Origin of the sequence: Sphingobacterium faecium, from assembly GCF_003054045.1 — a bacterium.
Lineage (GTDB): Bacteria > Bacteroidota > Bacteroidia > Sphingobacteriales > Sphingobacteriaceae > Sphingobacterium > Sphingobacterium faecium.
Genome location: NZ_QBKH01000006.1, coordinates 304,923 through 319,652, shown reverse-complemented (window position 1 = coordinate 319,652; position 14,730 = coordinate 304,923). Strand labels below are relative to the sequence as shown.

Annotated in this window: 13 protein-coding genes; 7 read left to right on the top strand and 6 right to left on the bottom strand. The window is 34.2% G+C overall.

Features of this window, described 5'->3' with window-relative positions; genetic code table 11:
* Positions 1-42: 42 nt before the first annotated feature.
* Together C8N37_RS17860 and C8N37_RS17855 are read right to left on the bottom strand one after the other, a co-directional pair.
* Positions 43-1,017: a FecR family protein gene (locus C8N37_RS17860; RefSeq protein WP_094773699.1), complete on the bottom strand. Its 975-nt coding sequence runs from the start codon at positions 1,015-1,017 to the stop codon at positions 43-45.
* 65 nt (positions 1,018-1,082) lie between these two features.
* Positions 1,083-1,700, bottom strand: coding sequence for an RNA polymerase sigma factor (locus C8N37_RS17855; RefSeq protein WP_108160175.1), 618 nt, complete (start codon positions 1,698-1,700; stop codon positions 1,083-1,085).
* A gap of 292 nt (positions 1,701-1,992) precedes the next feature.
* Here C8N37_RS17855 and C8N37_RS17850 point away from each other — a divergent pair, with 292 nt between their 5' ends.
* The 3 genes from C8N37_RS17850 to C8N37_RS17840 all read left to right on the top strand — a co-directional run bounded on the left by C8N37_RS17850 (position 1,993) and on the right by C8N37_RS17840 (position 3,649).
* Complete coding sequence (locus C8N37_RS17850) at positions 1,993-2,202, top strand: hypothetical protein (RefSeq protein ID WP_108160174.1); 210 nt, start codon at positions 1,993-1,995, stop codon at positions 2,200-2,202.
* Between the two features lie 90 nt (positions 2,203-2,292).
* Positions 2,293-2,874 (top strand): Crp/Fnr family transcriptional regulator, encoded by a 582-nt coding sequence (locus tag C8N37_RS17845; RefSeq protein WP_108160173.1) that lies wholly within the window; start codon positions 2,293-2,295, stop codon positions 2,872-2,874.
* Positions 2,875-2,950: 76 nt separating this feature from the next.
* Positions 2,951-3,649 (top strand): CPBP family intramembrane glutamic endopeptidase, encoded by a 699-nt coding sequence (locus tag C8N37_RS17840; protein WP_108160172.1) that lies wholly within the window; start codon positions 2,951-2,953, stop codon positions 3,647-3,649.
* A 157-nt stretch (positions 3,650-3,806) separates the two neighbouring features.
* Here the strand turns inward: C8N37_RS17840 and C8N37_RS22870 are convergent, their stop codons facing one another.
* Positions 3,807-3,977, bottom strand: a complete 171-nt coding sequence (locus C8N37_RS22870; RefSeq protein ID WP_170114560.1) for a hypothetical protein — start codon at positions 3,975-3,977, stop codon at positions 3,807-3,809.
* Between the two features lie 1,377 nt (positions 3,978-5,354).
* Between C8N37_RS22870 and C8N37_RS17830 the strand changes: the two genes are divergently transcribed.
* Entirely contained in the window at positions 5,355-6,698 is a 1,344-nt protein-coding gene (locus C8N37_RS17830) for a serine hydrolase domain-containing protein (RefSeq protein ID WP_108160170.1), read from the top strand.
* 288 nt (positions 6,699-6,986) lie between these two features.
* Here the strand turns inward: C8N37_RS17830 and C8N37_RS17825 are convergent, their stop codons facing one another.
* Positions 6,987-8,441, bottom strand: a complete 1,455-nt coding sequence (locus tag C8N37_RS17825) for a TlpA disulfide reductase family protein (RefSeq protein WP_108160169.1) — start codon at positions 8,439-8,441, stop codon at positions 6,987-6,989.
* 772 nt (positions 8,442-9,213) lie between these two features.
* Between C8N37_RS17825 and C8N37_RS17820 the strand changes: the two genes are divergently transcribed.
* Both C8N37_RS17820 and C8N37_RS17815 read left to right on the top strand, forming a co-directional pair.
* A complete protein-coding gene (locus C8N37_RS17820; protein WP_108160168.1) occupies positions 9,214-9,738 on the top strand; it encodes an O-acetyl-ADP-ribose deacetylase in 525 nt (174 codons plus the stop codon).
* A gap of 167 nt (positions 9,739-9,905) precedes the next feature.
* Positions 9,906-10,292 (top strand): GNAT family N-acetyltransferase, encoded by a 387-nt coding sequence (locus C8N37_RS17815; RefSeq protein WP_244914467.1) that lies wholly within the window; start codon positions 9,906-9,908, stop codon positions 10,290-10,292.
* Positions 10,293-10,550: 258 nt separating this feature from the next.
* On the opposite strand, the gene C8N37_RS17810 is transcribed toward C8N37_RS17815, so the two are convergent.
* Entirely contained in the window at positions 10,551-11,408 is an 858-nt protein-coding gene (locus C8N37_RS17810; protein WP_244914466.1) for a bestrophin family protein, read from the bottom strand.
* 400 nt (positions 11,409-11,808) lie between these two features.
* Complete coding sequence (locus C8N37_RS17805; protein ID WP_108160166.1) at positions 11,809-13,614, bottom strand: serine hydrolase; 1,806 nt, start codon at positions 13,612-13,614, stop codon at positions 11,809-11,811.
* Positions 13,615-13,942: 328 nt separating this feature from the next.
* On the opposite strand from C8N37_RS17805, the gene C8N37_RS17800 reads away from it, so the two are divergent.
* Positions 13,943-14,704 carry a hypothetical protein gene (locus C8N37_RS17800; protein ID WP_108160377.1) on the top strand — a complete coding sequence of 254 codons (762 nt, stop codon included), beginning with the start codon at positions 13,943-13,945 and terminating at the stop codon, positions 14,702-14,704.
* The last annotated feature ends 26 nt before the right edge of the window (positions 14,705-14,730 follow it).

Below are 14,730 nucleotides of genomic sequence, written 5' to 3'. Positions count from 1 at the left end.
TTGAGAAACTCCCCCCGTTTCCCAACTTTAACTGTTTTAAGTTTAGTGATGTAGTATTATTTCATTTCCTTCCCTCCTAAAATTAATTTGGTGAATATGACAGATCATATGAAGCAGCTGATCGACCGATTTTACCTGCGGTAAAAGCAGCGAATAGCTAAAACGATCTGTATCCAAGCTGTCGCTCCGTAAGATCAAGCCATAGCGATTGTAAATAAGTTCCTTTAATTCCTGAAAATTAGCGCCAGACATCAAAATACCACCACGCGTCCAAATATTGGCATGATCGGCATTGGTATCAAACAGTTTATAGCTGCCCAGATTTTTTTTGTATTGTAAACTCTTTCCAGCTGTAAGCACGTGTAATGACGGATTTATCTTGCTTCCGACACGCACACGTCCCGTTTTAACATCAATGGTTATATTTTTTGATTGCTCCGAATTATTGACATTAAAAGAAGTACCGAGCACAGCAATGGTCAATGCTCCTGTTTCGATAGAAAACGGATGTAGGGTATCACGCTGCACATTAAAAAAGGCTTCTCCTTGATCCAGGTAAATTTTTCGGCTTTGCAGATACTCCTGTGCATGATAGCGAACTTGGGTATTTCCATTCAGCGTTATGGTGGAATGATCTGGAAGTTGCCATTCCCGCTGTTCACCGGGGCGCGTCGAAATCTGTGTGAAAGCAATTGCGGCTGTCGTATTACCTTGACGGAAAGGTTGCGACTTCTGATAGATTAACAAACCTGAAACACCGAATATCAAAACTGAAGCTGCAATAGAAATCCAGCGGAGTCGGACCACGCGCGCCTGTTTTTTAGTTGCTTGAATGGCTGGAGGAAATGCCGCGAATATCGCTTCCTTTACTTTGGCTTTATGCTGTTCATCTGTAAAGGGATCTGCTGTACCAGAAGACACCTCATCATACCAGCTATCGACGTTCTTTTTTTCCTCTTCAGACAGTTTATCTGAAAGGTAACGCTGTATTATATTCTTAAACTCTTCTAAATTCACTTGTATGCTGTTGTTTTACTTACTACAGGTGAAGAGGTTCAAAATACTTTAAGAAACTGTTTTCTTTAGGTTAAGAAATTATGAAATAAGTAAGCACTTGCTAAAACTAAAAAGATATCATCGTGGTCGGCAAATCGTTGCGTCAGATCTTGCTTCAATATTTTCTTTGCTTCATACAGATGATTTTTTACCGTCTGCTCGGCAATACTCAGTTTTTGAGCAATCTGTTGAATGGAGTAATTCTCATTTCTCAAAAGATATACAGCCTGCATGGTTTTGGGTAACCTAGCTACAGAGCGATCTACTATATTTTCTAGTTCCTGGTACTGCGCATGTGTATTATCGCTCAAGGCTGTAAACTTGTCCATCCGGTACAGCATCTTTTCCATGATGTTTTCTCGTACTTTCTCTGTTGCATAATGATTTAAGATCTTATTCTTAATTGCTTTAAAAAAATAAGGTTTTAACGATTCGTAATCCTCCTTAAGCAAGTGGCGTTTTTCCCAAATCTGAATAAATACTTCCTGAACAATATCTTTCGAAATTGCTTCATCCTGCAAATGCCGATAAGCCAGTATATATAGCTCTTCCCAATAATTATCAAAGAAAAAAGTAAATGCACGCGGATCCCCGTTCTTAAATCGAGATAAATAAAGGATTTCCTTCTTGATTTGAGTAGACATGACCCGACAAAGATAGGTCGATGATATTACGCTAATATTAATTAATCATCAACCTTATTATTCATTCAGATCGTATTTAAGGGGCGATAAAAAGATCGTGATCCACCTATTTATTTAGATATTGACGGTGACGATTTTAACTGCAGTTAAGTCAACTTGGTTACTTGGAGCCGTTATACCCATGAGTGGCCCGCCAACGTTTCAAATCCAATTTTGTCCGTTTCAACTCTTTTTTACATCCAAAATGTGAAATGAATTTATAGATTTGCTTATACAAAACGATCCAACTGTTATGGTACAGATATTTAAAACAAATGTAACAAACAAAAAAGAAGCGGAACTTCTATCTGTCATTCTATCCAAAGAAAATCCAAACTATAAAATCAATTTCGATCTTGATGACTGCGACAATATCTTAAGGATCGAAAATGTAGTTATTGCCAATAACAGCATCATCATCTGCCTTGAAAAACTAGGTTATATTTGCGAAGCCTTAAATTAGAGGAGTATAAAAATATGATCGTCAGCAACGAAAGGAATTAAGATGATGTTATTATTCATTTAATAATACCGTATAAGCCAAAAACTATCGATGGAACATCCAACACCTCAACGAGTAAAAGAAATATTTGATCCATTTTACAAAGCGGATATCAACCTTTGGACAGCATTTGCAACATATCTGCGTGTTCGCACATTTAAAAAAAATGAATTAATTAAGGATTACCACAAACAAGAAAAATATATTAACATTTTAATCAGTGGTTCAGTTGCTCACTTTGTTTTGGCAGATGAAAAAGACGTGTGCATTAACCTTTATTACGAAGAACAATTATTCAGTGACTATCTCTCATTTCTGACCCAGTCTCCAACTGTTATAAAAACACAAGCTTTAGAAGAATCACACGTATGGTCGATCAGCTACAACGATCTCCATGCATTGTATACCAGATCCAGCACAGGGTTACTTATAGGTAAAGCAATTTCGGATGCCATGTTTATCAGGAAGCAATCTGAGCAAATAAATCTACTTACACGATCTCCTACAGAAAGGTATTTGAAGTTAATACAAGATCGTCCAGAAGTTTTTCAGAGAACGTCTCTAAAAATCATCTGTTCCTATTTAGGCATTGCTGCAGAAAGTTTAAGTAGAATTAGAAAAAAGAACATATAATGCACTTTCTTAACTTTCGTCAAGTTTTTAACGAAATCATCTTTCTATTTTTGGGTACTAAACAAAGCCTTTAAACATGAAAAATAAAGTTAATTATCTTGCTATCCTTACGTTTTTTATCATCGCAATTGCCCTTCGCTATCTGACCAATAAAACTGATTTATTAAGCAATTTACCAAGCGGTTTCATTAAAATTATCCTGCAAGGTATATCGCCAACTATTGCTGCAATAACGGTATTTGCCGTATTTAAAATAAAACCGATTCTGACATTAAAGGGAAACTATGGCCATATACTTACCCCATTTCTTTTATACTGGACATTACCTATTGTACTGATTCTAGGTGTCGAGTATGGTACTAAAGGCACAATATCATTTGAAGCCATTACCGCAATTTTAATCTATGGTCTCTTAGAAGAGATCGGATGGAGAGGTTTTTTGCAGCAACAGCTTAAGCCATTACCGGAGATTATAAATATTTTCATAGTAGCCATATTGTGGTTCGTTTGGCACTTAAACTTTGATTTCACAAGCTCAAATCTATTATTTTTCGGGATTTTAATTCTTGGAAGTTGGGGGATCGGAAAAGTTGCCAATCAGACATATTCTCTATTGGCAGTATCTGCGTTTCACTCCCTTAATAACTTTTTTCCAGACATGAACACCATTAAAGTCTTATTAATACTTTCCTTGATATCAATTTGGGTAATTGCGCTAATCATTAGAAAAAAACAGCAAAATAAAGAAAAAGTTATAGGTGTTGAATATAACTGAGTCCTATTGTAAAATATACCTAAATTAAAGTAAAAGCAATTCGGCGAGCTTTGATTTATTAAAATTTAAAGCAGAGCATCCTGATTCATAATCCGAAATATCAACGGAGATACATGGGGTATCTCCTTTATTGATTTTAAGCTATTACACTAGACCCTTATTTCATTTTTGACTTTATTTTTCCCAACAATCGGCTCGTCACATAACTCACGAGCATCCCGACTACAGCCATCCATGCAAATTGCATCAAATCTCCAAAAGAAAAGCTCACATAGATGGAACAAAGTGTCCCACCAAGTTTACCGACGCGGATATCCTTAACTTTCATCGGATACCTCCTGTTCTTTATTCCGAAGGATCTGCTCTGGTGGTGGTGACTGCTCCTCTCCTTTTTTTGTCTGGCTCATCCAGCAAGCACTGTTTCTATCATACCAAGACCCAGTGCGATATATTTAATGATGTGTAATGCCTTGCCGGGCAATTTTATTGGCGCAAGCAGGACCACTTGTAGCGATCGGCTTATTTTAGTTATTATTTTAACCTGTTACTTTATCACCGAATACAGTACCCAGTCGTTTTCCAAAAATGCGTCAACCAAAGCCTTCAGCTTGTCCCATGCTTTTACTCACTCCATGATTTCTCCCTTCATCTGTGAGGTGTATGGAAAAACTATCAATTGACATAACAAACATACCACACTATAAAACAATCATCAATAGTTAGAAGGAGAATGACCGAACTGAAACCGATCGGCATCATGTTATTGACCTACATCCGACCGAACACGGCAAAAGAAAGCGCAAAAAATTGGATTTCAGCCGATAGATCCATCACAACAGGCAGTCAACACCAGACTAATTTCTGCCTATTGCCCAGCTCGCTTCGAGTCTGCTTCGAGCTGGCTTCGACTTTTCATGCTGTTGTATCGAAGGAGCCTCGAAGCCCAGTCGAAGCGCACTAAAGAAAAGGTAGAAGTTGGTCAGAAGAAAGTCAGAAGAAAAGTAGTAAAACAGTAGAAAAAAGTAGCTTCTATCCAATAATTAGGGTTCAAATACCCAAATTATTGGGTATAAATTCACAAAACATAGGGCTCCAAATCCCAAAAAATAACGAAAAATGCTATTGAACTTTGTTCTGGCAGGTCGGATAAAATAAGTCAAATTCATCCAATTTCAAAGAAGAATTAAGGGTAGCGGTAAAATTTCTTTCGATCTGTCCAATAAAAAATAAGTTATGAAACATTACAAGAAAAAATTTACATCCTTCCTCATTAGCGGTTACGAGGGGACTATACAGCAAAGCCTCCAGGTTGGGAGGCTTCGCAGCACAGCAGTTTTGCGTGTGCATATTTTATGAAAGGTTATGTGAAAATACACATAATCAACTAATTAACAAAATTAAATAACCAAATTAAAAATTAAAAACAATTCAGAGTACAACTGTTATGATAATATCTTAGAATAACACAACGGTAATTTATGGTGAGGAGTTGATATTAAATTTTAACAAAAAAGACTGAAAGGATATGACTATTAATAAAAATTATTAGGAAACAGGGCAGAAATTAAACGAATATTTTAGACATTTGATCAACAACTCATACTATTGACATGAACTAACATGAAATCAGCATTTCGTCAGAACCAAAAATAGTAGGATTAAAAATATGATTTATCATTTATAACAACTAGAAAACAAATTAGAAATGAATCGACTACTATTCTTATTTTTTATAGTGTTTGCAAGTCAATTATCAATTGCACAAACGAAAAGGGTAAAAATTGATAGCCTTTTAAGCGCATATGTTTCTCTATATAAATTTAATGGAATAGTTTTAGTAGTTGAAAAAGGGAAAAAATCATATGAAAAGAGTTACGGCTACGCTAACAAAACTCAAAATAAATTAATTTCGTCTGAAAGCGTATTTCCAATTGGTTCGCTAACCAAACCATTTACAGCATTATTAATACTCAGATTGTTCGAAGAAAATCACATTTCAATTAACGAACCCGTCAGCACATTTCTTAAGAACTTTCCTCATGATAAAAAGATTACTGTAAAACATCTTCTTACTCATACCTCCGGACTTTTTGAATCACTCGACGATCCTATATATAGGGAACAATTGTATACGACTCGTCAATTTACTAGTGAGGAGAAAATGGCATTTTTCATAGAAAAACCTTTGGAATTTAATCCAGGAAGTAAATTTAGCTATTCCAATTCTGGTTATGATTTATTAGGGATCATCATTGAAAAAGTTTCAGGAGAGACTTATGAAGAATGCCTTCAGAAATATATTTTTAAACCTTTAAAAATGACGAATACAGGCTTAGTTTATAGTGCACTAAAAAAGGAGAGTAAAAAAGTAAACGGATATACATACTTATCTAATACAAAACAAAAAGAAGCGAAATTATGGAATCCATACCTTTCATTTTCTTCAGGGGCTTTGTATAGCTCTATAGGAGATTTACAAAAATTTTATAATGGTTTAAAAACATTTAAAATTGTATCAAAAGAAAGTTTTGAAGCTGCTACTACAGCATATTTAGGAGGTTACGGATATGGTTGGTTTATTGATACTATTGGAGGAAACAAAATTATTAACCATGGTGGAAACATTGAAGGATTTACTAGTTATTTTTTAATGAACACTGAAAATGATCTTTGTATTATTTTATTAAATAATATCACCTCCACTTCATTGGAAAGAATTGGTAATTCGATCTATAAGATTATGACCAATCAAATTTATGTAATCCCTAAACCTAAACAAGAGATAGAATTAAAACCAGATGTACTACGATCATATATTGGTCAATATGAAGTATCAAAGGATTACATTACTAAAATTACGCTTGAAAACAACACTTTATTTTTACAAATTAACAATGACACAAAATTAAAATTGTCAGCCGAAAAAGAAAATGTATTTTTTATAAAAGATGAAGATATGAGTGTTGAATTCACCTTAAAACAAAACAATATATTTGAAATAAAAATCAAAGAAGGCTTATCAACAAAAACGGGAGATAAAACCAAATAAAAATTTAATTTCTTTATAAAAAATTATAAAATGATCTTTATATAGAGATTTTGATAAGGAATTATTGTGTATAAAAAATAGTTTACAGAATCTTAAAATATACTCTCAAGAATATTAATAGCAGGATGACCTTGGCTTTAATCATTCAAAATAAAACTTTGTGAAGAAGGAGCAAATCATAGTTGATATAGCAAAAACTACTTATAACTATTACGTAGCAAAGACGAAATAAATTCTTCAGCTAGTTCCTGACAGAAAAAGAAAATGACTTTCGGTCTTCTAAGGAGGTTATTTTACAGCTTCAATTAATTCTTGTAATTCCAATTTGATATAATCAACATTTTGAGCATTGGTGAGCTTACTGATAAAGTATCTAATATTTCCTTTTTTATCTATAATAAACTTAGCTGGTACACTATTTACTCCCATTTTATCGGCTAAAAGCTGCCCTGTCTTACCATCTGTAATATCATCAAATAATACCTCAAATGGATAATTACTTTCTTTCATCAGTGCAATTGCTTTTTTCTTATAATCTTTATCGAGCTCCCAAGTGTTAATAAATAAAAATTGTACTTCTTTATCTTCAGCATACATCTGCTGAACAGCCGCCATTGCTGGAAATGATCTAATGCAAGGCCCACACCATGTTGCCCAAAAATCCAATACGATTACCTTACCTTTTAAACTACTCAACGATACGGACTTTCCTTCCATATTCAATAATTCAAAATCAGGAGCCTTTTTAAACATTCCATTTTTATCAAAATCTTGACGAATGGCTCTTTTTAACTCATCTCTTAAATGAGTATTCACTTCCAAATAACCATCCATCGAACCATTTATATCTTGATACAATTTTTTAAAGTCACCTTCTAATCTTAAATCACCTCGTTCATATAATTTGCTCAAAACTTGAAATGCTTCTGGTTTACGGTCAGCGCCAACTAATGATTTATAATATATTTTTTGCAAACCATCTGTAAATGAAGGAGCTTGTTGCATGGTGCGTTCAATAATTTCTATCGCTTCATTATATTTTTTTTCCTGCAATAGAATCTGTGCATAGGCATGCACTGAACTTTCAATTTGTGTGGATGAAAACACACTTTCTTCATCCCTACTATCAATTGGTTGAGACATATAAAATAAGCTTTCCTCCATCGGTACTTTCAAAAATGATTTAGCTCCTATTACATCTCCATCCTCTAGAAGTGACTGAGCAACGGACAGATAACCAGCTGCTTTAGTAGCTCTTTGTTCGATCGATTCAAGATAATAAAGAGCTTTTACAGTATTTTTTTCTTTCATAAAAGCTTTTATCAAAGCCTCTAAAGCATAATTATATTGATACATCTCATCCGGAAATTTTGTAATAGGCCATGTTTCTAACAATTCATGATATGCTCTTTCTTTTTCGGCAGCTCCACCGTCATTCTCAAATGAAGTATCAATAAAAATATCTCGAGTCAACGATCCTTTTGGAAATTTTTCTATAGTCAATGCTTTCAAAGCTGCTGCTTTATCATTTTTTCGCATGGCATACAACATATTAATAGAATTCATAAAATCACGCTCCAAAAAATTACTGTTTTTTGTAAAAAATGCATCAGCAAGGGAATCTTTTTGAGCCAAAGTTCCCTCATTAATAATCCCCAGATTTCTAAATTTTTGCTCCGCACTCTGTTGGGCATGAAGCCCACTCGTTATTATCACCAAATACAATGTTAATTTCTTTTTCATAATTTTTTGAATTAGTTTCAGAAAGTTTATAATTATAAATGAAATTAATATATTTACACACTATAAATATAATTTTAACATTATTTATCATATTAGGAGCAATTTTTTAGTAACTGTAGTAGTGAAACGTTTTTTGTCTTGAATATATGACGGATTTAAGCTCTCTAGTTTAAGAAAAACACCAATCCTGAGCCTTAAATAAATTTTTCCAAAGAATTAATTCAGCATTCATATTATAAAATTGATATTGTATAATCTCTGTTTTACATTTGATTAAATATCTTTCGTTCATTATTTTTCGTTTAGTTTTTTTTATTTATTGTCAGACTCTGAATTGTTCTTTCTTCTAGATTTTAAAAAAAACTAGTTCTCGAATAATTAAATGTTGTCATTTAATTATTTCGTCCTCAACTGTTGGATGCCTATCAAAATTTCGATGAAACAAAATATCTGCAACAATTTTAACACCTAACCATAAATATTTAGGAAATGCTTTAAGAATTTTTTGTCTTTTTCCGTTTCATATGTCAGCTGAAATTTTTCATTCATTTTCGGGATTTATCAACTCATATTTAGTATTATGGATACAAAAGTGACTGCTAAATATGATTTATATTTTTTAGATCGTATTGATATGCAAAAAACTAGCATTACTTATATAGTGAAACCATGATGAAAACGTTAATTATACTAAGATATGCTAGCAATTCAATTGGATATGATTAGGATTGTGTAAGTTATTACTACCTTTAAGTTAATTTTCAAAAATCATATGGAAATAGCAATAATAAAGGGAGATATCACAAAAATACCTGTCGATGCAATTGTAAATGCCGCAAATACTTCTTTATTGGGAGGTGGTGGTGTTGACGGAGCCATCCACCAAGCTGGTGGGCTGTCTATACTCGAGGACTGTCAAAAAATAAGAAATAAACAAGGTGGTTGTCAAGTTGGTGAGGCAGTGATAACTACTGCAGGTCATCTACCTGCCAAATTTGTTATTCACACCGTTGGACCAGTCTGGAACAATGGAAAAAGCAATGAGGAAACTTTACTGGCAACGGCTTATCTAAACTCCCTTCGACTTGCAGTGGAGAATGAAATTGAATCGATTTCCTTTCCAAATATCAGTACGGGGATATACAAATTTCCAAAGGAGAAAGCTGCTGAAATTGCCATCCGTACCGTGAAGGAGTTTTTGAAAACGAACGATAAAATCACTAAGGTTATATTCGTTTGCTTTGATGAAGGAAACTTCATCATATATAATGATCTTCTGACTAAAATTAAGATTTAGTTTAAGCGGAAATTTAAAACAAGAAATATTAAATTCGATAATAGAATCGATATCTGCTGTACTTCTACAGTATGAATAGTATCCTCGTAAAATTATCGAACTAAACAACATCAATAGAGTGTATTAAAGGACTATGCTCCTCTTTTTTATCAAAAAAAATCAAACAAATGAAAGTAATTTCTGTTAGAGAAAATCCAGAATATAAAGAAAAAGCAATACAATACTTACAAAACAGTTGGTCTGAAGTATTACCAATTATTTATGAAGATTGCATAACAAATTGTATAGACGCAGAACAACCATTACCTCAATGGTATTTGTTAGAGAAAGAAAATGAAATAATCGGTTGTGGAGGATTGATTACAAATGATTTCATTAGCCGAATGGATTTATATCCATGGCTTTGTGCGCTATTTATTGATGAAAAAAATAGGGGTCACAATTATGGCAACCTAATCATTGAGCGAGCAAAAACAGATACAAGAAATTTTGGTTTTACCTATTTAAATCTTTGCACGGACTATATCGGATACTATGAAAAATTAGGATTTTAATATATTGGGCAGGGATATCATCCTTGGGAAGAGCAAACTAGAATTTACCAGATAAAAGTTAAATTATAAATCAAGACAATAAATGAAAAAACAACTCCCATTACTTATCTTTATATAATGGGGGTTGCTCAGATTTATGATCATGTAGAATTCAAAGATATGTTTTTCACTGATTAAACTGACCATCAACTCAGCAATTGTAATTCCTAATTATTGCTTTGATATAATCTTACTAAACTGCTTTTCTACCCCAATAAACTACATAATAAAAAAAGTCTTTGGTTTCAATGGCTCTGGAATATCATCTTCTCCAAGCAATTGCTTAATATTGATCTCAATATTCCGGGCTATAGCTGTTACTGGTGTGTCACTTTGTCGATTACGAAATGGATCCTGAAGATTATATGCTGTCTTATCGGCAAGGAAAAACAAGGCTGCGATAAGAACCAATAGTGGAATCTCGAAAATCGGACTTACATCCTGTATGGCTATCGATAAAGTGATTAAAAAAAGATATATCGCACCGTGAAGGAAAAGCCGGTATGTAACTGGAAACACGGTCGTATTGATCCGTTCGGCCCTACCCATAGCATCTACGAGACGCACTAAAGTCTGATCCAGCTGAACACGATAAAACTCGTGCATAGCTTGCTTCTCTGATAATTTCTTGATCGTGAGTGCCTGTAATTGGGTGATTGCCAATGGCACGTTTTTATGATGTTGAAGTAAATCAATTTCATCCTGCGTCAGTTCCAACGGTCTAGCAAGAGGATTGAGACCGCGAAGAGAATCCCCTAATGCATAACACCAAGCAATCTGCTTGTAGGCTATGTCCTTTATAGCACCTACATATTCGGCATCAAGATAGCTTTGTAACTGGATGACAAGCGAACGGGAATCGTTGACAATAGCGCCCCATATTTTTCGAGCTTCCCACCATCGTTCATAAGATTGACTCATTTTGAAAGACAATAAAACCGATATGGCTGTTCCTAAAAATGCAGGAACTCCTAATGGCATATCGGGAAGCCTATCTTCCAATAAATAAGTAAAGGCATTAAAAATTAAGCCAATAATGGCCACCAAAGTGATTTCCTTTTTTACTTTGTTAAACATATAACGGAAGGGAATCTTCGACGAGTTTAGTATCATAATATGATAAACAATGATTCTTGACATCTGTTTCTCATATTTCTATTTTATTTTGAATTTGTAGAGACTTGTTTACTAATGTATCGTTAAGTTGGTACTCCAATAAAGTAGGAAGTTGACGAACAAATTTTTACTTTTCCTTATTCAAAAAAATCATGGGTAAAATTGCTAAACTCCTATCCTCCAATAGTAGGACTAAATGTAACGTTCTATGTGATATTCCAGTACATCTACGTAACAGGCAAAGTATCTAAACAATGGCTTTTCCTGTTTAATTAATATCCATTAATTAGATGCAATCCCTATATCTTTTAGATTAGTCAAAGATGTACCTAATTAACTACTATATTTTATGTGTTTTTTACTATAACGTTTCTAAAATCTGAATAGCACGTTCGTTTTTAGGATTGATTTTAATTAACTGTTGGTAACTCTGCTTTGCTTTATCTTTCTTTCCGGCTTTTAAATAGGCTTCTCCCAAGCTGTCATATACATTTTCACTATTGGGATATAAGCGTGTATTGACTCTAAAAAGATCAATAGCTTGGGTAGTTTTATTCTGATGGAGCAGTTCATATCCCCTACTATTCAAAAAACCTTCAGAAAGTTGCTCATGGTTACTATCTTCTTTTTTTGCTTTTTGATAAGCTTCGGCACCCTTTTCAAAATGACCTTCTAAAATTAACTCCAAGGGTACAAATTCATCTTTAACTAATTTTGGGCTTTTAGAACGGATTGTTTGATCAGCCAACGTCTGTATGAGTTCTTTCTTTCCTGAGATGGTATCTTGTACAAAACTCACCTTAAAATTCCATTCACGCATCGCGAATGTATGTTCTCCTACTTTGATCAGTTCTGTCGGATTATTCAAGTTCTGAACGGCCATCAGTTTACCATCTTCTTTATATACTTTGATAAACCCATACTGATCATACTTATATCTTCCTAAATAGGAATTTAGATCTTGTTGGGTTAAAGGTAAAATTTTATGAGCAGGTGCAATATAATTAGGCCAACTGTATGTTAAAGCAACGGAACGGACGAGTTCATTGATAAACAGGGGTTTGTTCGTATTCGTAAGCACTACAACTCCGTCACCACTTGTTTTACTACCAATAAAACTGCTACTGAACCCTTCATTCCAGCCACCATGGGAAACATACATCTCGCCGTCATAATTTTCAAGAAAAATGCCTAAGCCTATAAATGATTCTATGAAAGGAGTAGTAAATTGTTCAGCCGTCTTTTTGGAAATAATGACATTGCTTTTGCCGCTCAATGTATTTTGAATATCAATGACAAATTTGGCATAATCTTCTGCAGTAGACCACAAACCTGCAGCAGCCTGCTCCGGATAGATATGATATCTACCTTCCACTCGTTTTCCGTCTGCACTATAGGCTGTAGCTGCAAATTGAGCTGCTGAGGATGGAAGTGGTTGCTCAAACGTACTGTTTTTCATTTGAAGAGGCAAGAGCACTTTTTCACGCATTATGGTTGTAAAGTCTTTCGCTTCGATATCCACAAGCATTTGCTGCATCACCGTATATCCACCTCCTGAATATCGAAAACTGGCCCCAGGAATTTTATCAACAAAAACCATAGGCGTATTAGAGGGTTTTTCGCCATTCAATACTTGAACTGATGTGGGAATTGGATCTTTTATTGAATAACCGGGAAATCCGCTTACAGTGAATCCAGCAGTATGGCTCAGCATATTTTTAAGCGTGACTTTTTTCGTTTTTGTCCATTCATGATCAGGAACTTTCCATGATACCAAATATGCGTTCACATCCATATCAGGATCTAGCCTACCTAGCTCTACTGCCTTCAACGCAGCATAAGCACTTACTGGTTTACTCATCGAAGCTACTTGAAACAAGGTATTAGCGCTCACTGCGGTCTTAGATTCAAGATCGGCGTATCCGTATGTTTTACTCCAGATGACTTTGGAATTTTTGATAACAGCTATACTTACACCGGGAACATCATAAAACTTCATCCGAGAAACGATATCCCATGAAGATTCGCCCTCAAACCGGACTGGTGGTATTAAGCCGGATTCTACTTTTGTAATCTCTTCTTGCAGCTGTCGGTCGTTCTGGGCAAAAACAGTTGTCACCAACATTGCGAAAATAAATGTAATATGGAGAGGTTTTATAATCTTCATGATCTTCTAAATTTAGGTTAATAATTAAAACATAACATTTTGCTTTTCATCTTTGATGAAGTTATTATGAGCATTTCCAGCTATGCTCATTATGGGGTTGTGGGATTTTTGACCTTAGCTCAAAATCCAACAATTGAAACTTCGAAGCCGCTGCCCTATTTATTGATTTAAAAGTAGCATAAAAATAAACCGATAACCATAACATTTAGACTAACACACGGAAAAACTCGGTGAACGGAGGAAATGTGAAGGTGAATTTGTATACTTAAGGTGAAAATATTACATTTAATACCAAAAACAGCGTGTGAATGCACCTTTAATCAATAATATGGAACAAGCCCTTGAAATTCAGAACGGAAGTAAAAAAATTTATAAAGATAAAGCAATTTGGGTTGGAACATTTTTAGGTGGTCCCTTAGTTGCAGGTTACTTTATCGCGGAAAATTTTAAAGTGTTTGGAGAATACGGCAAAGCTAAAAAAACTTGGATTTACACGGTTATAACGACTATTATAATTTGTGGTGGTATATTCTTAATTCCAGATCATATCAAAATTCCAAATCAAATAATTCCTATCATTTATACCACTATTGCTGCTGGTTTACTTAACTATTTTCAAGGTAAAAATATTGAACTTTATATCGAGGCAGGTGGAGAGGTTTTCAATTGGGGACGTATAATTTGCGTTGGACTAATTGGTCTTATGGTCACCTTGATCATACTATTTTCTGTCATATTTGTTACGGATCGGTCAGGAACAACTGAAACGGTAAATACCTATGGTGTTATGAAACATGAACTTGTTTTTGACAGTGACAACCTGACTAATCATGAAGTTGATAAATTGGCAGACATTCTGACGCAAACAACTTTCTTTGATGAGGAAGTAACTAAGTATGTGTATGCTGAAAAAATAAATAGTACCTATGTGATTTCTATTTCAGTTGTTGATGGAACTGCAAATGACGATCAGGCATTGCAATCCTACAAAGAACTTCAAGCGGAGATGGAAAGGTTTTATCCGCAAAACAAAATAATAATTAACCTAGTGGTTGACCATTTAGATAACATCATAAAAAAAATAGAATAGAACATGTATCGAAGGAATTTATTGCC